The following is an 18,838-nucleotide window of genomic DNA, read 5'->3' as shown; positions in this document are numbered from 1 at the left end:
TTCAGCCGAAACGCTTTTCCAGCAGCACCAGATGCGGATCGCCGTCGATGCCGTGGGCCTCAAAGCCCTTTTCGCGCTCAAGCTCTATGGCGGCGTGATTGTCGCGGTCCTCAATGGAAATCACGCGCTTCAACCCCCGCTTGCACGCTTCACTGGCCAGAAGATCCAGCATGGTCCAGCCCACCCCGCGCCCACGAAAGTCGCGCCGGATCGAAATGGCGGCTTCGCCGGTATCCATCTGTGCATCGCAGGCAAGCATGGCCGACGCCACAAGCGCGCCGGTCTGCCGCTCGAACGCCAGAAAACTTTCGGTGCGCCAGTGGTCCACATGCGTCAGCGGGACAAGCTGGTCATGGCCAACGTGTTTGCTGGCAGCCAGAAAGCGGAAGCGGCGGTCTTCATCGCTAACCGCATCGAAGAAAGCTTCAAGCAGCGGCTCATCCTCGGCAAAGGCGGGACGCACATCAAGGACAAGGCCATCGCGCGTTTCAAGCTGGTCTAGCGGAGCAAGCGTTGCCATCGTTGCACCAGTCATCGCAAATCTCCTCGGGCATCGTCAGGCGGGATCGTCCGTCTGCCGTGCTGGCAATACCACTCAGGTCGAAGTGCTTGTTGATCCAGCGCAATTCCCACCACAGCCTGCGATGCAAAGGCCGCGCGCAGAGTTGCAGAAAAACGAACGCCGACCGCTTGCGCAATTCGGCCTGAAATTCCCTCACACGCCACCGTCCTAAATGCAGGTGGTTAATACCAGTGGAGGACATGCCATGTGGCGTTATAGCGAAGACACGGAATTTGAAGCGAAACGGCGCGCCCCGCGTGTTGGAATCGAACTTCCGGTCCGATGCAAATGCGGTGCGGCACGCTCAACGGTTATCCTTAAGGATCTCAACCAGTATGGCGCGCGCATCGAAGGTCTGGAAAGGCTGCGGATCGACGAACCGATACACCTGATGCTGCCCGGTCTTCAGCCAAAACTGGCTTTTGTCGTCTGGTCACGCGACCGGGTGAGCGGCCTTGAATTCGAACACCGGCTGCATGACGATGTGTTTCAGTCCCTCGTAAGCGATTTCGCCATTCGCCACTATCGCGAAGGCCATCCCCCCAAAGTGCCGCCCATCCGCCATGCTGCCTGAACTGTGCCAGGTTCAGTGCTTACCGCGCGCCTTGCCGATCACATGGACGACCACGGCGACAATCGCGCCCAGCACCAGCCCCACGACAGCTGACAGCACCGCATAAGTCAGCCAGCCCAGCACCCCGCCCAGCGGGCCGGTGGCATGCTCCACCGCGTGTTGGGCGGCATGGGCAAGCTCTGCCGGACCATGCAGGCCCAGCACTTCGGCACCGTGCAGGATAATCCCGCCACCGACCCACAACATGGCCGCCGTACCCACGGTGGCCAGCAACACCAGCAGCACCGGCATGGCGCGCAGGAGGAAATGTCCGACAGACCGGGCCAGCGCCGACGATTTCTCGGACAGGTGCAGACCGATATCGTCCATCTTCACGATCAGGCCGACCGCGCCATAAACCATGACGGTGATCGCAATGCCCACCACTGCCAGGATGATGGCTTGTTGCACCAGCCCTTCGCCAGCAACTTCTGCCAGCGCGATGGCCATGATTTCGGCAGAAAGGATCAAATCGGTGCGGATCGCGCCCGAAACCCGCTCATTCTCAAACGAGGCAATGTCGGTCGGTTTGTCCTCCAGCGTTTCGCCATGCTTTTCGCCGCCCAGCTTTTCCAGCACTTTTTCCGCGCCTTCAAAGCACAAGAACAGGCCGCCCATCATCAAAAGCGGGGTAATCGCGCTGGGCAGAAACGCACTGAGCGCCAGCGCAGCGGGCAGCAGGATGACCAGTTTATTGAACAAACTGCCCTTGGCGATCCGCGCAATCACCGGCAATTCGCGGTCAGGCGTAAATTCGGTCACGTAAGATGGCGTCACCGCCGCATCGTCAATCACCACACCCGCAGCCTTCGACCCGGCCTTGGCGGCGGCGGCGCCGACATCATCAAGCGAGGCCGCAGCGGCACGGGCAATGACCGAAACGTCGTCAAGCAGGGCGACAAGACCGGAAGGCATGGGGCGTTCTATTCCTTTGGGATTTTCGCCCGCTGATGTGCGGGAGCGGCCCGCGAAGCGCAAGGGGCTTGTGCCGGTCCCGGCAGAATGTCTCGCCTGACTGCGCATTACACGTTAAGGGCCGCCGCCATGCCTTCGCCAGTCAAACGCCTGCATCACCTTGACGCTGCGCGTGCGGCGCTGTTGCTGCTGGGTCTGCCGTTCCATGTGGCGACGAAAGCCTTTTTCGAGATGAACCCGCCCGCCACGGCCTTTCAGCAATCGCTGCTGATCGGTGGTTGGGCCAGCATCACCCACGTTTTTCGCATGTTCGCCTTCTTCATGCTGGCCGGATACTTCGCGGGGATGATGCGGACACGCAAAGGTGGACGGGCGTGGCTGGCAGAACGCGCGCGCAGGTTGCTGCTGCCACTGGTGGCAAGCCTCGCCACACTGGGGCTGGTGCAGTTCGGCTTGCAGGAAACCTTGATGCACAAACCATCGCCACGGTTTCTGGGCCTGCCGGTGGCGCTCGATCATTTCTGGTTCCTGATCGTGCTGTTTGGCTTTTGCGCAGTTTATGCGACCATTCCGGCAAGACGGATTGCGCCCGGCGTCGCGCTGCAGCGGGCCATGTTGCTGTCCGGTTCCGGATCGCTGGTGCTGCTTTTTGCACTGGCCGGATGGGGGCTTGTGCGCTTTGCAATCGAACATGTTCCGCCCATCCCCGATGCTCCGTTCGAAACCCTGCTGATCCAGCAATTCGTTTTTCACGCAGCCGGTTTTGCCATGGGTGTTCTGGCATGGCACGGCAGGATCGGTGATCGCTTCTTTGCGCTGTACAAGCGTTGGCTGACGCCTGCCATCATCGTGCTGCTGGCGATCTATATTCCGTTTGATCCGTTGATCAGGCCTGCGCTGGGCAAGGAGATCTATCCCGATTTCGCCGGATCGCTCATCCTGCGTGCCGTTGAATTGCCGCTGGCCTATCTGATGGCAATGGCGCTTTATCGCCTGCTCTATCGGGCGGTGCGCGGCCCCAGCCGGATCGTCACTTTCGTTGTCGACGGCGCGCTGGCCATCTATCTGTTCCATCTGGTCTGGGCGATGGTTGTCCTGCCCCAAGCGCTTGCCCTGCCCTTGCCGCCCGTGGCGCAGTGGCTGGCAGCATCGGCAGCAACCCTGCTGCTTTCGGTCGCCAGCTATCTGGCGGTCCGCTCCACCACCCTCACCAGCATTCTGTTTTGCGGCGCATCGCAAAAATCAACCAGCACCAGAAATGTGGAACCGGCCGCACGTCCAGAAACCTGAACCGTCGACGTTCAGTTTATCCCTGCGTACGGCCACGTTCCATCACTTCACGACGCCGTGCCTCAACCACCCCGGCATCCACTTGGCCATTCATCTCGCTCGAAAGCTGCGCCTCCAGCGCCAACCCATCGCCAAATGCAAGTGCGTAACCCTCATCGATCAAATTCTTATAAGCCATCACCATGTGCGGGTCGATCGATGCCATGTCCTGCGCCAGGGCAATGGCCGTCGATACAAGATCTTGCGCCGCCACCACGCGATTAACCAGGCCCCAGGCCAGCGCCTGTTCTGCGCCAATAAAGTTGCCGGTCAGCGATAGCTCCTTGGCGCGAGCTATGCCGATAATCCGCGACAGCTTTTGCGAAAGTCCCCAACCCGGCATGATCCCGACACGCGCATGGGTATCGGCAAAACGTGCATTGTCTGATGCGACAAGGACATCGCAAGCCAACGCAAGTTCGAACCCACCGGTAATTGCCACACCGTTTATCGCACCAATCACAGGTTTACGGCACTGCTCTACGGCCCTGACCGGATTACGTGTGGCATCTTCCGCATTGGCTGCGCCAAGGTGGGACGTATCTGCCCCCAGTTCTTTCAGATCCAGGCCTGCGGTAAAAGCGCGCTGCCCTGCCCCTGTCAGCACAACAGCGCGAACGGCATCATTGCCATCAAGGCGGTGCATCGCCTGTGCCAGTTCCACACGCAACGCAGCCGACAATGCGTTCATAGCCTCAGGCCTGTTCAGTGTTACAACCGCCACCGCACCATGAAAATCGATCGTGACAAGCATCGCACCCTCCATTAATTGAATGATTAAATCCGGGAGTCGCGCCGAATGCAAGGTTCGGACAGCAAAGAACGCGCTTGCCTTTCACCCTGAAATCGCTAAGGCGCGGCCCTTCACCGGCAATGCCGGGGGTAGAAGAAAGCCGGAGGGGCACCGCAATCCCGCGGACAAGCCAGCGATCGGTTATATGGATAAGGACGCAAAAAGCATGCCGCTTTACGAGCATGTGTTTCTGGCGCGCCAGGATCTGAGCCAGGCTCAGGTTGATGCGCTTGCCGCCGCCGCCACCGAAATCGTCGAGACGAACAACGGCAAGGTCGTAAAGACTGAAACCTGGGGTCTCCGTTCGCTGGCCTACAAGATCCAGAAGAATCGCAAGGCGCACTTCGTGCTGCTGAACATCGAAGCTTCGGGCGCCACCATCGCTGAACTCGAACGTCAGACCTCGATCAACGAAGACGTGATCCGTTACATGACCGTCCGTGTTGACGAACATGAAGCCGGCCCGTCGGTGATGATGCGCAAGAACGACCGCGAGCGCAGCCGCCGCCGCGAACGCGAAGGGGAATAAGAAATGGCTCGTCCGTTTTTCCGTCGCCGCAAGAGCTGCCCGTTTTCGGGTAAGAACGCGCCCAAGATCGACTACAAAGATGTGCGCCTGCTTCAGGGCTTCATGTCTGAACGTGGCAAGATCGTGCCGTCGCGCATCACCGCCGTTTCGGCGAAGAAGCAGCGTGAGCTGGGCCAGGCGATCAAGCGCGCCCGGCACATCGGCCTCCTGCCCTACATCGTGAAGTAAGGAGCGCCAGCCATGCAGATCATCCTGCTCGAACGCATCGAGAAGCTGGGCACCATTGGCGACGAAGTCACCGTCAAGGATGGCTACGCACGCAACTTCCTGCTGCCCAACAAGAAAGCGCTCCGCGCCAACGAAGCCAACCGCAAGGTCTTCGAAGCCAACCGCGCCCGCATCGAAGCTGACAACGCCGCGCGTCGTGATGACGCGACCGCAGAGTCGAGCAACGTTGAAGGCAAGGAAGTCGTGCTCATCCGCGCGTCGTCCAACGCCGGTCAGCTTTACGGCTCGGTTTCGGTCCGCGACATCGCCGATGGCCTCATCGAACTGGGCGCCAAGGTGAACAAGTCGATGATCGTGCTCGAACGCCCGATCAAGACGCTGGGCGTTTATGACGTCAAGGTTTCGCTGCACGCCGAAGTGGTCGTGACCGTCAAGGTCAACGTTGCCCGTTCGGCTGACGAAGCCGCTCTGCAGTCGCAGGGCGTGGACGTGATGGCCGCGATGTTCGACACCGACACCGGCGGCTTCACCGAAGCCTATGATCCGAACGCGGAACCGGGCGAAATCCCGACCGAGCTGCTGGAAGGCGGCGAAGAAGCCGAAGCCTGAGCTTCACTTCTCATCGGATAAAAGATCAAGGGGCGTCCTTCCGGGCGCCCCTTTTTCGTTGCGGTGTTACTTCGCCGGTTCAAGCCGCAGGAAACGCGCGGCGTTGTTGTACAGAATGTCGCGCTTCTGGTCCGCGCTCAGGTAATCGGCGTTCTGGATCAGGCCGATAGAATAGGCCATCAGGCCAGGCCAGGCGAGCTGGTCGGTGCCATACATCACCCGGTCGCCGAACCCGGCATCGACCATCCGCTCGATATAGCGGTTCACATCCTTACGCGGATAGCTCCAGATCAGGCCCGCAATATCCACGTAAACATGGCTATTGGCCTGAAGCAGCGTCAGCATGTTGTCGATCATCGGGTAACCGGCATGCATCACTTGCACCCGCAGCTTCGGATGGCGGGCCAGCAGTTCTTCCAGCAACAAAGGATCACCCTTTGACCCACGATAGCTGGGCATGGCCACGTTGGCCCGGCCTGAGCCACCCGTGCCCATGTGGATCGCCACCGGAATGTCCAGCTTTTCAGCCAAGGCGAAATACTGGTCGACACGCATGTCCGATGGCGAAATACCTTCGTATTGCAGGCCAATCTCGCCCATCACCTTGAAGCCGTCCTTGGTGAAGGCGACTTCCAGCATCTTCAGTTCCTTGGCCGAATCGCTGGTGGCAACCGCCCCAAATGCCGTGCCGGGGATGACCCGTGCGGGCGATGCCGCCTGCCACTTCTTCACATCATCAGGCTTGCCGAACACGACGCCACGCACGTTCAGCCGGTCCATCTCGGCCAGCACCATCTTCATGTATTCACCCTTGGGCGCAGGATAGAGTTTGGGCGAGCATTCTTCACTCGACCAGCCAAAGGGCGCTTCCGGTCCATTCTTGGGGTCCGACGCTTCGAACCGCGTCTGGTTGGGACAAACGGGCGTGGCCCAAGGCGCATCGGCCATGGCGTGCATGTGCACATCGATAATCGGCGCCACGTCCGCCGTCGTATTCTGGGCCTGCGCCACCGATCCATAAGCCAGCGCCATCACGGCAACCGACAGCTTCACCCCACGCACCATCATCGATATCCTCTCAGCAGTTTCTGACAGCGTTATCATGCTGATTTAACGGCGCTTCGTCACCTCTTTTCCGCCATCCGCACCGCGAACATTTCGGGGTGTCTTTGCACAGACCACAACGCGCATTACATTCGTGAAGATGGAAACAACTGAAACGATCCTTACCCGCCTCAATCAGCTTTACGATTCCGCCGTCGCCCGCCTCAGGGCCGATATCGCGGATTATGCCAACCACGGCACCCTACCCCCGCCCGAACGACGGCATGATGGCAGCTATTGTTACCCGGAACTGCGCATCCGCTTCGATGGAGAATCCCGCCACGAATCCACTGGCCGCGCCTTTGGCCGCCTGACCCAGCGTGGCGACTACGCCTGCACCGTCACCCGGCCTGCCCTGTTTGCCGACTATCTGGCCGAACAGATCGACCTGATCCGTCAGGGTTTCGACGTGAGCATAGAAGTTGCGCCGTCGCGGCAGGAAATGCCTTTCCCCTATGTTCTCGACGGCGCCTATGGCGCGCAGATCGGCAGCGTCAGCCCGTCAGAACTGGCACAGCACTTCCCCACCACCGACCTTGCCCATATCGGTGACGAGATTGCCGATGGCGAATACCTGATTGGCGATGGCCCTTTCCCGCTATCGCTGTTCGACGGCCTGCGCACCGATTTCAGCCTTGCCCGCCTTGCCCACTACACCGGCACCAGCACCGAGGATTTCCAGCGCTATATCCTGTTCACCAACTACCATCGCTATGTCGATGAATTCGTTGACTGGGCGGCCAGGCAGATTGACAGTACGAATTACATCGCGCTTACCGGCGCAGGCGGCCTCAGCCTTGATGCGCGCACTGACGATGCCCGCGCCCGCCTGTCAGACACCGCATGGCGGCGCCACCAGATGCCAGCCTACCATCTGATTGCACCGGACAAATCGGGCATCACGCTGGTCAACATCGGCGTCGGCCCTTCCAACGCCAAGACCATCTGCGACCATCTGGCCGTCCTGCGCCCCGAAGCATGGCTGATGATCGGCCACTGTGGTGGCCTGCGCCCCACACAGAAGATTGGTGATTATGTGCTGGCCCACGCCTATCTGCGCGACGATCACGTTCTCGATCCCGTCCTACCGCCCGAAATCCCTATTCCCGCCATCGCCGAAGTGCAGGTGGCGCTGCAACGCGCGGCAGAAATGGTATCGGGCGAAGGCGGCACCGATCTGAAAAAGCGCATGCGCACCGGCACCATCGTCACAACAGATGATCGCAACTGGGAACTGCGCTACACCCACTCTGCCCGCCGTCTGTCGCTATCCCGCGCAGTCGGCATCGACATGGAAAGCGCGACCATCGCCGCTCAGGGCTACCGCTTCCGCGTGCCTTACGGCACTTTGCTCTGCGTATCGGACAAGCCGCTGCACGGCGAAATCAAGCTGCCGGGACAGGCCAACCGCTTTTACGAAGAAGCCATCGCAGCCCACCTCGCCATCGGCACAACGGCCTGCGACTTGCTGCGCAAGGAAGGCCCTCGCCTGCACAGCCGCAAATTGCGCGCGTTCAACGAACCGCCGTTCCGCTGATCGCCAAATAAAAAGGCAATCCGGCGCGGCTAGCCCCGCGTTCGGATTGCCCAGTTGCGTCCATCCCCGCTCGCTCGCGAGAATACTGCTAAATCCTATTTGAAAACTTCGGTTCCCAACGTGTCCATCGCGCTGCGGAACATGTCGACCCCGTTGGAAAACACCTCAAGATCGATGCCCTTGCCGGTCACCACATCCCAGGTCATCGTCACTGACTGATCCTTGTCCACCGAAACCGAAGCAAAGCGGGTGTTACGCATGAAACGCACCGCTTCTTCGGCGCCAAACTTCTTTTCAGGTGTAAAATTGGCTACGAACTGCAACGACTGACAACCATCGTGGGTCTTTTCGCTGCATTCGTAAAACATCAGCGCGGCCTGCCAGCCGCCGATATCCGCATTAATCAGCGGGTCGCCATTGGCATCCTTGGCCAGTTCCGCCTTGTAACCCAAATTGGTCAGCGCTTCGGCAACACCATCAGGACGCACCGCGGAAACGGTGGTCGCTTGTGCGCTTGCGGGGACCAGAAGACCCGCCACCGCAATGGCAAGCAGCTTCCTGTAAATCATGGCATCTTCAATCCCAGAAAGGCTCTTTTCGGCCCATTCGTTGTGTCTTGAAGCTGACATGAACCAGCGCCCGCTGCAAGGGGGCGCGGCAGACTTTATTGAGACAGAAACGTCACGATTTCCATGCCCATTTCGGGCACAGTCACGCTGCTCATATGCGTGCCGGGAATTAGCGCCAAGCTGGCATCGGGCAAGACATCTACCAGTCGCTTGGCCGATCCGTTGTCGTCGTCCTTATCGCCGCACAGCACCAGCGTTGGCATGGTGATCGCAGTCAACTCTGTCGGATCGGTATCGGCCATTGTCCCCAGCAGCAGACGCGCAGCATCGCGGTCAACGCCCATCGTCTTCAAAAACTGCTGCGAAACATAGGCCGGATCGCCGGGGCGTATCGTGCCGAAACGGTCAATCACATCAACAAAGAAGTCCTGTCGCCGCGCCCATCCGGCAAGGCCTTCAAGCCCCATCCCGCCCAGCACCAGCCGACGCGGGTGTAAACCTGCAATCACTGCCCGCGCCGATGTGCGTGATCCCAGCGAAAAGCCGACAAGATCGAAATCGGTCAGCCCCATATGCGCGACAAGAGCTTCAAGATCGCGCACCAGTACATCCTGCGGATAGGAAGCCGGATCGTGCGGGGCCGCGCTTTGCCCATGCACGCGCAGATCCGGCATCAGGCATTCAAAACCCGCCGCGGCCAGCTTTGCCGCCGTTCCAAACTTGATCCAGTTGACCTGTGCCGATGAAAACAGGCCATGCAGAAGCACCACCGGCCTTCCCTGCCCCATCCGGTGCAGCGCCAATGGCGCACCGTCGAAGCCAGGGAAGAACTCAAGTGATGCTTCTGTCATGTCAGGCTCAGCCCTTCTTCAGGTGGCGACGGCCCAGCAGTTCGGCAATCTGCACGGCGTTCAGCGCCGCGCCCTTGCGCAGGTTGTCCGAAACGCACCACAGCGAAAGGCCGTTATCGACAGTCGAATCTTCACGCACGCGGCTGATGAAGGTGGCGTAGTCACCCACGCACTCCACCGGCGTCACGTATCCACCGTTCTCGCGCTTGTCGATCAGCATCACGCCGGGCGCTTCACGCAGAATGTTCTGCGCTTCTTCGGCCGAGATTTCGTTCTCGAACTCGATATTCAGCGCTTCGGAATGGCCGATGAACACCGGCACGCGCACGCAGGTAGCCACGATCTTGACCTTGGGATCAAGGATCTTCTTGGTTTCAGCCACCATCTTCCATTCTTCCTTGGTCGAACCATCGTCCAGGAAAACGTCAATGTGTGGGATCACGTTGAACGCGATCTGCTTGGTGAACTTCTTCGGCTCGACCTGATCGCCAACAAAGATCGCGCGGCTCTGTTCGAACAGCTCGTCCATGCCTTCCTTGCCCGCACCGGAAACCGACTGGTAGGTGGCCACGACCACGCGCTTGATCTTGGCAGCGTCATGCAGCGGCTTCAGCGCAACGACCATCTGCGCGGTCGAGCAGTTGGGATTCGCGATGATGTTCTTCTTGGTGTAGCCGTCGATGGCTTCCGGGTTCACTTCAGGCACGATCAGCGGCACGTCCGGGTCCATGCGGTAAAGCGACGAATTGTCGATCACCACGCAGCCAGCAGCAGCAGCCTTGGGCGCGTAAATCTTGGTCGGTTCGGACCCTGCGGCAAACAGGGCAATGTCCCATCCGGTGAAGTCGAAATGCTCGATGTTCTTCACCTTCAGCTTCTTGCCGGTTTCGCCGAAATCGATCTCGGTACCCTGCGAACGCGACGAAGCGACCGCCGCGATTTCGTCGCAGGGAAACTCGCGCTCGGCCAGAATGTTGAGCATTTCGCGGCCCACATTCCCCGTCGCGCCGACCACTACAACCCGGTAACCCATCTTACTTCCCTTCCTGCGGCCCGCCCACCATGCAGACGGGCCGTCCTTAGCGGCTGGTTCCGACCAGCCAAGCATTTTGGCCTTTCGGCCCCAAAACTGCGGCTATTGCCCGCTGCCTGCTCCATTACGGTCAAGAAAGCGGAAAATCGTCTCATACAAGTGCTGGCTCACCTTTGGCCCGCTGATACGGTGGGTGTAACCGGGGTAAAGCATCATCTCGAACGGCACCGCCTCGCCCTGCAACTTGGCGATGATGGCCGAAGCATTCTCGAACACCACGTTATCGTCGGCCATGCCGTGGATAATCAAAAGTGGATCGCTGATCTTCTTGGTATCGGCCAGCGCATTGGCCTTTTCATAGACCTGCGGCAGCTTGCCCGGATCACCCAGATAGCGTTCGGTATAAGTGGTGTCGTAAAGCTGCCACTTGGTCACCGGTGCCACGGCAATGCCCGCCGCATAGGCCCCCGGATCGGCTTCCAGCATCTTGATCGACATGTATCCGCCATAGGACCAGCCGAACGTGCTGATCTTGTCGGCATCCACAAACGCCTGCTTCTTCAACCAGTTTGCGCCCGCAAGCTGGTCTTCCACCTCAACCGAACCCATCGCGTGATGCAGCGCGGACGCAAACTTCACGCCCCGGTTTTCCGACCCGCGATTGTCGATGGCGAAATAGATATAGCCTTTGTCGACGATAGCCTGCGCCAGCGCGCCCTGAAAGCCCTTGGTCACCACCTGCGCGGTCGGCCCGCCGTAGTGGTAGGTGAACACGGGATACTTCTTTCCGGCCTCCAGCGGCGGCGTAATCATCATGTAGTGCAGCGGCGTGCCATCCGCCGCCGGGATCGTGCCGAACTGTGCCGGGCGGTGGCTGGCAAGATAAGGCGCATAAGGGTGCGCCCCTGCCACCTTGTTCTCCTCGATCCACGCCAGCCGCTTGCCGCTGGTGTCCGCGATATAGGATTGCGAAGGCTGCGCATCGGACGACCGCGAGATCATCAGCGTCTGCCCGCTCTTGTCCATCGATGCGCTGTTCACCCAGCCCGCTTCGGTCAACCGCGACAGCTTGCCCGGCGCGTTCAGGTCCATGGCATAGACCTGCGGTGCAAGCACATCGTCCTTGGTCGCCGTAAGATAGAGCTTGCCGCCCTTTTCATCCACGCCGACCAGCCCGGTGACAACCCATTCACCCTTGGTCAACTGGCTCCACTTGCCGCTCTTGAACCGGTAAAGATGGCCGAACCCGTCGCGCTGCGACCACCACACAAGGCTGCCGTCCGACAGGAAGCGATAGCTGTCCGACAGATCGATCCAGTGCTTTGCCGCGGCCTTTTCGCTGAACAGCACAGCAGACTTGCCGGTGGCCGGATCGACCTTCAGCATGTCGAGCACGGTCTGCTCACGATTCATCCGCTGCACATACAGCGTCTTGCCATCGGGTGCCCAGTCGACACGGGCCAGATAGATGTCCTTGTCCGCGCCAAGGTCAACCTGCACCCGACCCGAACCGTCTGGTGCCATGATATAAAGCGCGACTTCGGCGTTGGGCGTGCCCGCCGCCGGATAACGCTGGTCATAGGTCTTGGTGTCTTCCGCGCCGATGGCCGTGCGCGTCACAACGCCGACCATGCTTTCGTCAAAGCGCTCCACCGCGATGCGGCTTTCATCGGGCGACCACCAGAAGCCGTTGAAGCGCGCCATTTCTTCCTGCGCCACGAACTCCGCCTCGCCCCAGTGGACATTGGCACTGGCTTCTTCAGGCGTGATCGCCTGCGCGGCAGCCCCGGTTACCGGCCCTGCCCACAGCCGACGGTCGCGGACATAGGCAATGTGCTGCCCCTTCGGTCCCAGCTTGGGCGTCAGTTCGCCGCCCTTGGTGCCATCAATCTTGCGCACCGAACCATCAAGGCCTGCAAGGAACAGTTCGCCATCCACTGGCACCAGCACGGCCTTGCCGTCGGCGGCCCATTCGTAGGACACAATGCCCTTCAGATCGCCAATGCGTTGCCGTTCGCGCTGCATCTTCTCCGCTTCGGAAAGCTCGCGCCCGGACGAGAGCTTGAGCGAATCCACCAACATCTTCCATTCACCGCTCTGCCGGTCAAAACCCCACAGGTCATAGCGCTCACGGTCATCGGCACGGTTGCGCAGCAGCGTCAGGTAACGGCCATCGGGCGACAGCTTCACCGCGCGCGGTGCCGGGCCGTTGAGGCCGGGGCTGGCGAACACGCGCTCGAACGTCAGGGATTGGGGCGCAGCAGCAGTGGCGGTCATCTGTTGCCCTTGTTGAGCATGGGCCAGCGGCGCAATGGCAAGCGAAGACAGCGCGCAGGCAGCTAGCAGGCGGAAGTGGCGCATGGAAAACGGTATCCTCTGGTCCCGGCCCGTATCAGGGATAGTCCGGGGGCGTTTGCAATGCGCCTTCGTGGCCCGATTTGGTTGCGTTTGAAAGCAGAAAAGGCGCCCTGGCCGGTGAGCCAGGACGCCTTTTGAACTTGTGTTCGGCGTTGGGCTATGCGCCCGCCCTGCTCAGGCCTTGGTGACCTTGCGTTCAGCAATACGCGCCGATTTACCGGTGCGGCCACGAAGGTAGTAAAGCTTCGCACGACGCACGACACCACGGCGAACCACGGTAATCGAATCGATGTTGGGCGAGTAAAGCGGGAACACACGTTCCACGCCTTCGCCGAACGAGATCTTGCGCACGGTGAAGTTCGAGCCGAGGCCACGGTTCGAACGCGCGATGCACACGCCTTCGTAGGCCTGAACGCGGGTGCGCTCGCCTTCAACAACGCGCACGCCGACGCGCACGGTATCGCCCGCACGGAAGTCCGGAATTTCCTTCTTCGCCTTGAAATCGGCGATAGCTTCAGCTTCAAGCTGCTGAATCAGGTTCATTTTTCAATCGTCCTGCACTTCGTGCCGCGCACCAGAGGCAGACTGGACCCGAACGCCGGTGTGACGCTCCCAAAGGTCCGGCCTGCGTAGCCGTGTATCGCCTTCCGAGCGACGTTTCCGCCACTCCGCGATTTTACCATGATCCCCCGATCGCAGCACTTCAGGGATCAATCGCCCTTCCCATTCCTGGGGTCGGGTATAATGCGGGTATTCAAGAAGACCGTTCTCGAACGACTCCTCATGCCCGCTAGAAGCCGCGCCCATTACGCCGGGAAGCAAGCGAATGCAAGCGTCCAGCAGCATCAGCGCGGCACATTCGCCGCCCGAAAGCACGATATCGCCAACCGAGACTTCCTCGACCTCGCGGCCTTCGAAAATCCGCTCGTCAAAACCTTCAAACCGGCCGCACAGCACGATCACGCCGGGACCGTCGGCCAGTTTGCGCACCCGTTCCTGCGACAGCGGTTTGCCGCGCGGCGTCATGGCGATCACCGGGCATCCCGGATGGTTTGCCCGCGCATGGTCGATGGCCTTGGCCAGCACATCGACCCGCAGCACCATGCCCGCCCCGCCACCTGCCGGTGTGTCGTCAACGGTCTTGTGCTTGTCGGCAGCGAAGTCGCGGATTTGCACCGCGTCCATCGCCCACGTCCCCTCACGCATCGCGCGGCCCGCAAGGCTTACACCCAGCGGCCCCGGAAACATTTCAGGGTAAAGGGTCAGGACAGTCGCGGCGAACGTCATTGATCGGCGTAAACCGCTTCGATCACAATCCGCTCGTCGTCCCACTCAGGCACCGCTTGCGCTTTCATCGGCACCATGAAGCGCTTGCCATCAGCCTTGCGGATTTCCAGCAGATCGCCCGCCCCGAAATTCTCCACGGCGATGCATTCGCCCAAGGCGTCACCTTCGGTCGAAACCGCAGGCAGACCGATCAGATCGGCATAGTAATATTCGCCATCCGGCAGTTCGGGCAGCGAAGAACGCGGCACCGTCAGCGCAGAACCGCGCAGCTTTTCCGCCGCCGTGCGATCCGCCACTTCGGCAAATCGGGCAATTGCCCCGCCCTTGCCGTCGTCCTTCAGCTTTTCCACCGTCAGGGTAGAAGCGCTGCCGGATATGGTGAAGGCACGGTAGCGCTTCAACGCCACCACGCCTTCACCAAACAGCTTCAGGCGGACCTCGCCCGTCACTCCATGAGCGCCAGTTACAGCGGCGAGAGTGACAGGCCGGTCGCGCAAGATCAGGCTTCCGTCTGTTCTTCAGCAGCAGCTTCAGCCGGAGCTGCCGATGCAGCAGCAGCAGCTTCCGCAGCTTCACGGGCCTTTTCAGCCTTTTCTTCAGCGCGTTCCTTGGCCTTCTTGCCAGGTTCTGCCTTCTGCGGGTTGTTGGTGGCAGCGCGTTCCTTGATGCCAGCCTTGTCAAGCATGCGGGCAACGCGGTCGGTCGGCTGGGCGCCAACGCCGATCCAGTAACGCACGCGGTCTTCTACGAAACGCACGCGGTTTTCGTCGTCCTTGGCGAGGATCGGATTGTAGGTGCCGACCTGTTCCAGATACTTGCCATCGCGCGGCGCGCGGCTGTTGGCGACGACGATCTTGTAATACGGACGCTTCTTCGAACCACCGCGCGAAAGACGAAGAGAAACAGACATTTAACTACCTTTCAGATAAATTTTGAAAACTTGAAATCGGAAAAATCAACGCTTTTTGAGCAGGTCGCCCAAATTCGACGGCAACCCGCCCGAACCCAGACCGGGCAATCCCTTGCCCATGCCACCGCCGAGTGCGCCACCAAGGCCGCCCGGCCCCATCTGCTGGTCCAGGCCCGGCATGGCAGCATCAAGCCCGCCCTTGCCGAACAGCGCACCAAGGCCCTTGAGGCCGCCCATCTTCTTGATCTGCTTCATGGCCTTGGCCATTTCCATGTGCATTTTCAGAAGCTTGTTGACGTCCTGCACTTGCGTGCCAGACCCCTTGGCCACACGGATCTTGCGCTTGGCATTCAGCAGTTCGGGGCGCGCACGTTCCGCCACGGTCATCGACCCGATGATGGCATCCATGCGCAGCAGCACGCGGTCATCCATGCCGGACTGTGCCATCGCCGCCTTGGCCTTCTTCATGCCAGGCATCATGCCTGCCAGCACGCCCAGGCCGCCCATGTTCTGCATCTGCTGCAATTGCGTGCGCAGGTCGTTCATGTCGAACTGACCCTTTGCCATACGCGCGGCCAGCTTTTCGGCATCTTCAGCCTGAATCGTCGCCGCCGCCTTTTCGACGATGGAGACGATATCACCCATGCCCAGAATGCGACCTGCGACACGTTCGGGATGGAACGGTTCGATCGCATCCAGCTTCTCGCCGGTGCCCGCAAACTTGATCGGCTTGCCCGTAACTGCGCGCATCGAAAGCGCCGCACCGCCGCGTGCATCGCCGTCCATACGGGTCAGCACCACGCCGGTCAGATCGACTTCGCCAGCAAAGGACTGCGCCACGTTGATCGCATCCTGCCCCGTCAGCGAATCGACGACCAGCAGCGTTTCCTTGGGCGTCGAGACAGCGGCAACCGCCTTCATCTCGTCCATCAGCGCGGCGTCGACGTGCAGACGGCCTGCCGTATCGAGCATCAGCACGTCCACGGCCTGCAGCTTTGCTGCATTCACCGCGCGCGTAGCGATATCCACCGGCATCTGCCCGGCGATGATCGGCAGCGTGGCAACGCCCGCCTGGTCACCCAGAACCTTCAGCTGTTCCTGCGCCGCCGGACGATTGACGTCCAGCGATGCCATCAGCACCTTCTTGCCGTGCTTTTCCTTCAGCAACCGGGCAATCTTGGCGGTGCTGGTGGTCTTGCCCGACCCCTGCAAGCCGACCATCATGATGACCACCGGCGGCGCGGCATTCAGGTCCAGTTCGGCGGTGCCACCGCCCAGCATTTCGACCAGCGCGTCATTGACGATCTTGACGACCTGCTGGCCCGGCGTGACCGAACGCAGCACCGACTGGCCAACTGCCTGTTCTGAAACGGAATCGATAAAGCGGCGGACAACCGGCAGGGCGACGTCAGCTTCCAGCAGTGCAATGCGCACTTCGCGCATGGCGGCGAGGACGTCTTCCTCCTTCAGCGCGCCGCGGCCACGCAGGCGGTCAAATACGCCTCCAAGCCGGTCTGACAGACTATCGAACACGCGCAATTCCCATCATCATACCCTTGATGGAAAGCCACATTCGCGTAACGCGAAAAACGCCGGTGGGCGAAACCTCGCCGACCAGCGTGTGGCATCCTGAACAGGGGCCGTTGTCGAATCTGCAGGCAGCCAGCGGCATTCTGCTGTCGCGCCCTTATCCCCAATGCAGGCTGAAAGCAAGCGCCGCTCCTCACCCGTCCGGCGCAGTCTCGCCATTTCGGTTTATTCTCAGACTACGGAAAGATGATCTTAACCAAAATTTCAGGACGATGACTTACCTAATACAGCCGTCAGCAAGGCGGAATGCCTGCCGACAAGGGGTTATACAAGGGCAGGGTATGGCAACGAAGCCAGCGGGGAAGCCAGCAGGACGATCGCAAGATCACCAGGCGGACCGGATCATCGGCAAACTCAGGAAGCCCGACCGCGATATCGTCGGTCTGGGCATCGTCACCGCTTCCATCCTCCTGTTCGTCGCGAACGGGTCAACCGTCGTCGGCGACTTTCTGCACCTTGTAACCACCGGACGCAGACTGCACGATCCCATGCTGGGCACCGCACTGCTGCTCAATATAGCGCTGCTGCTGTTCGGCTGGCGCCGCTATGCCGACCTTACCCGTGAAATCGGACAGCGCCGTGATGCCGAGGAAATGGCACACAAGCTGGCCCACACTGATCCGCTGACAGGTTGCCTCAATCGCCGCAGCATCGGCCCTGCATTGCAGGAACTGGTCACCGCGGCCGCCACGACTGGGCATGAAGTCGTTGTGATGATGATCGACCTCGACAATTTCAAGCGCTCGAACGACGTTCACGGCCATCAGGCGGGTGACGCGGTTCTGGCCCAGACCGCACAGCGCGTTCGCACGCTGCTGCCGGATCGGTCGATCATGGCGCGACTGGGCGGCGATGAATTTGCCTGCGCCGCCATCTATGACCCCGATCATGTCGAAGGCATGGACCGGCTGGTCATGCGAATTAACGAATCCGTGGCCCGGCCCATCGAATTTGACGGTCTTTCGCTTGATGTTACTGCATCCATCGGCCTTGCCACGACGTCAATGCACCGTCCGGTCGAAGGTGTGGTTCAGGCCACGACTTTGCTGCACTGGGCCGATCTGGCGATGTATCAGGCGAAAAAGTCAGGCAAGAACCGCTACAACTGGTTCGAACCTGATATGGAAAGCGAACTGCGTTTCCGCAGCGAACTGGAACGTGGCATTCGCGACGGCATCCCGCGCGGCGAATTTGTGCCCTATTACGAAAAGCAGGTGAACACCGACACGGGTGAATTGACCGGCTTTGAAATGCTGGCCCGCTGGCACAGCCCGCGCCATGGCGTCCTCTCGCCCGAACTGTTCATCCCCATTGCCGAAGAAATTGGCCTGATTTCAGACCTTTCGGAATCGCTGATCCGTCAGGCGCTGCGCGATGCCCGCGACTGGGATGCCCGCCTGACACTTTCGGTCAACATTTCTCCCATGCAACTACGCGATCCATGGTTTGCGCAAAAGCTGCTCAAGCTACTGGTAGAGGCCAATTTTCCGCCGCATCGGCTTGACATTGAAATCACCGAGACCTGTCTGCACGAAAATGTTGGCGTGGTCCGCACGCTGATTACCAGCCTCAAGAATCAGGGCATCCGCATCAGTCTGGATGATTTCGGCACCGGCTATTCCAGCCTTGCCCAGTTGCGCACCCTGCCCTTCGACCAGATCAAGATCGACCGCTCTTTCGTCTCGTGCCTTGGCAAGACCAAGGAAAGCGCGACGATCATCGAAGCCATTTCCTCGCTGGGACGCGGTATGGACCTACCGATCACCGCCGAAGGTATCGAATCCGCTGAAGTCCTTGCCGAACTGCGCAAATATGGCTCGTTCAAGGGTCAGGGCTTCCTGTACGGAAAGCCGACCGATGCCACTGCCGTCCGAGCCATGCTGGCCGAAGGCAACTTGCTGCAGGGCCATGAAAAGAGCGTTCACCCCCAGCCGGGAGAAGACGCCCCCGGCGATGAACGCCGCTCTGCAGCGGGATAAGCCGCAAAGTTGACCGGCGCATCATTGCCATGAAGCGCCAGA

The 18,838-nt window shown here is 60.4% G+C and carries 20 protein-coding genes; 7 read left to right on the top strand and 13 right to left on the bottom strand.

The window, feature by feature from the left end:
• Nucleotide 1 precedes the first annotated feature (1 nt).
• Complete coding sequence (locus tag OVA07_RS09805) at nt 2-535, bottom strand: GNAT family N-acetyltransferase (RefSeq protein WP_268171247.1); 534 nt, start codon at nt 533-535, stop codon at nt 2-4.
• A gap of 232 nt (nt 536-767) precedes the next feature.
• On the opposite strand from OVA07_RS09805, the gene OVA07_RS09800 reads away from it, so the two are divergent.
• Nucleotides 768-1,136, top strand: coding sequence for a PilZ domain-containing protein (locus OVA07_RS09800; RefSeq protein WP_268171246.1), 369 nt, complete (start codon nt 768-770; stop codon nt 1,134-1,136).
• 12 nt (nt 1,137-1,148) lie between these two features.
• On the opposite strand, the gene OVA07_RS09795 is transcribed toward OVA07_RS09800, so the two are convergent.
• Complete coding sequence (locus OVA07_RS09795; RefSeq protein WP_268171245.1) at nt 1,149-2,090, bottom strand: DUF808 domain-containing protein; 942 nt, start codon at nt 2,088-2,090, stop codon at nt 1,149-1,151.
• A gap of 129 nt (nt 2,091-2,219) precedes the next feature.
• Between OVA07_RS09795 and OVA07_RS09790 the strand changes: the two genes are divergently transcribed.
• On the top strand, nt 2,220-3,380 hold the full coding sequence (locus OVA07_RS09790; RefSeq protein ID WP_268171244.1) for an acyltransferase family protein: 1,161 nt from the start codon (nt 2,220-2,222) through the stop codon (nt 3,378-3,380).
• Nucleotides 3,381-3,396: 16 nt separating this feature from the next.
• Here the strand turns inward: OVA07_RS09790 and OVA07_RS09785 are convergent, their stop codons facing one another.
• Entirely contained in the window at nt 3,397-4,173 is a 777-nt protein-coding gene (locus OVA07_RS09785) for an enoyl-CoA hydratase (RefSeq protein WP_268172671.1), read from the bottom strand.
• A gap of 205 nt (nt 4,174-4,378) precedes the next feature.
• On the opposite strand from OVA07_RS09785, the gene rpsF reads away from it, so the two are divergent.
• Genes rpsF through rplI form a run of 3 tightly spaced genes read left to right on the top strand, consistent with a single transcriptional unit; the run spans nt 4,379 to nt 5,578 of the window.
• A complete protein-coding gene (gene rpsF / locus OVA07_RS09780; protein ID WP_268171243.1) occupies nt 4,379-4,741 on the top strand; it encodes a 30S ribosomal protein S6 in 363 nt (120 codons plus the stop codon).
• Between the two features lie 3 nt (nt 4,742-4,744).
• Nucleotides 4,745-4,969: a 30S ribosomal protein S18 gene (gene rpsR / locus OVA07_RS09775; RefSeq protein ID WP_169492015.1), complete on the top strand. Its 225-nt coding sequence runs from the start codon at nt 4,745-4,747 to the stop codon at nt 4,967-4,969.
• Between the two features lie 12 nt (nt 4,970-4,981).
• On the top strand, nt 4,982-5,578 hold the full coding sequence (gene rplI, locus OVA07_RS09770; RefSeq protein ID WP_268171242.1) for a 50S ribosomal protein L9: 597 nt from the start codon (nt 4,982-4,984) through the stop codon (nt 5,576-5,578).
• 66 nt (nt 5,579-5,644) lie between these two features.
• Here the strand turns inward: rplI and OVA07_RS09765 are convergent, their stop codons facing one another.
• The gene (locus OVA07_RS09765) at nt 5,645-6,646 is read right to left on the bottom strand and encodes an amidohydrolase family protein (RefSeq protein WP_268171241.1); all 1,002 of its coding nucleotides are present in this window, start codon (nt 6,644-6,646) and stop codon (nt 5,645-5,647) included.
• Between the two features lie 130 nt (nt 6,647-6,776).
• Between OVA07_RS09765 and OVA07_RS09760 the strand changes: the two genes are divergently transcribed.
• Complete coding sequence (locus OVA07_RS09760) at nt 6,777-8,219, top strand: AMP nucleosidase (RefSeq protein ID WP_442789639.1); 1,443 nt, start codon at nt 6,777-6,779, stop codon at nt 8,217-8,219.
• A 95-nt stretch (nt 8,220-8,314) separates the two neighbouring features.
• Here OVA07_RS09760 and OVA07_RS09755 read toward each other — a convergent pair whose 3' ends face one another.
• From OVA07_RS09755 to ffh, 9 genes are all read right to left on the bottom strand, one after another.
• Nucleotides 8,315-8,848 (bottom strand): YbjN domain-containing protein, encoded by a 534-nt coding sequence (locus OVA07_RS09755; protein ID WP_268171240.1) that lies wholly within the window; start codon nt 8,846-8,848, stop codon nt 8,315-8,317.
• A gap of 35 nt (nt 8,849-8,883) precedes the next feature.
• Nucleotides 8,884-9,639, bottom strand: coding sequence for an alpha/beta fold hydrolase (locus OVA07_RS09750; RefSeq protein ID WP_268171239.1), 756 nt, complete (start codon nt 9,637-9,639; stop codon nt 8,884-8,886).
• Nucleotides 9,640-9,646: 7 nt separating this feature from the next.
• Nucleotides 9,647-10,672 (bottom strand): aspartate-semialdehyde dehydrogenase, encoded by a 1,026-nt coding sequence (locus tag OVA07_RS09745; protein ID WP_268171238.1) that lies wholly within the window; start codon nt 10,670-10,672, stop codon nt 9,647-9,649.
• Nucleotides 10,673-10,774: 102 nt separating this feature from the next.
• Entirely contained in the window at nt 10,775-13,033 is a 2,259-nt protein-coding gene (locus OVA07_RS09740; RefSeq protein ID WP_268171237.1) for a S9 family peptidase, read from the bottom strand.
• Between the two features lie 171 nt (nt 13,034-13,204).
• Nucleotides 13,205-13,573, bottom strand: a complete 369-nt coding sequence (gene rplS, locus OVA07_RS09735; RefSeq protein WP_268171236.1) for a 50S ribosomal protein L19 — start codon at nt 13,571-13,573, stop codon at nt 13,205-13,207.
• A 3-nt stretch (nt 13,574-13,576) separates the two neighbouring features.
• Nucleotides 13,577-14,317, bottom strand: a complete 741-nt coding sequence (trmD, locus tag OVA07_RS09730) for a tRNA (guanosine(37)-N1)-methyltransferase TrmD (protein WP_268171235.1) — start codon at nt 14,315-14,317, stop codon at nt 13,577-13,579.
• On the bottom strand, nt 14,314-14,814 hold the full coding sequence (gene rimM, locus OVA07_RS09725; protein WP_442789638.1) for a ribosome maturation factor RimM: 501 nt from the start codon (nt 14,812-14,814) through the stop codon (nt 14,314-14,316). The genes trmD and rimM overlap by 4 nt, the downstream gene beginning before the upstream one ends.
• A 2-nt stretch (nt 14,815-14,816) precedes the next feature.
• A complete protein-coding gene (rpsP, locus tag OVA07_RS09720; protein WP_268171234.1) occupies nt 14,817-15,227 on the bottom strand; it encodes a 30S ribosomal protein S16 in 411 nt (136 codons plus the stop codon).
• A gap of 45 nt (nt 15,228-15,272) precedes the next feature.
• On the bottom strand, nt 15,273-16,760 hold the full coding sequence (ffh, locus tag OVA07_RS09715; protein ID WP_268171233.1) for a signal recognition particle protein: 1,488 nt from the start codon (nt 16,758-16,760) through the stop codon (nt 15,273-15,275).
• A 338-nt stretch (nt 16,761-17,098) separates the two neighbouring features.
• On the opposite strand from ffh, the gene OVA07_RS09710 reads away from it, so the two are divergent.
• On the top strand, nt 17,099-18,796 hold the full coding sequence (locus OVA07_RS09710) for a putative bifunctional diguanylate cyclase/phosphodiesterase (protein ID WP_268171232.1): 1,698 nt from the start codon (nt 17,099-17,101) through the stop codon (nt 18,794-18,796).
• The last annotated feature ends 42 nt before the right edge of the window (nt 18,797-18,838 follow it).

The organism is Novosphingobium sp. SL115 (genome assembly GCF_026672515.1).
Lineage (GTDB): Bacteria > Pseudomonadota > Alphaproteobacteria > Sphingomonadales > Sphingomonadaceae > Novosphingobium.
The sequence above is the reverse complement of the archived record's forward strand: the minus strand, read 5'-3'. Positions and strand labels throughout refer to the sequence as shown.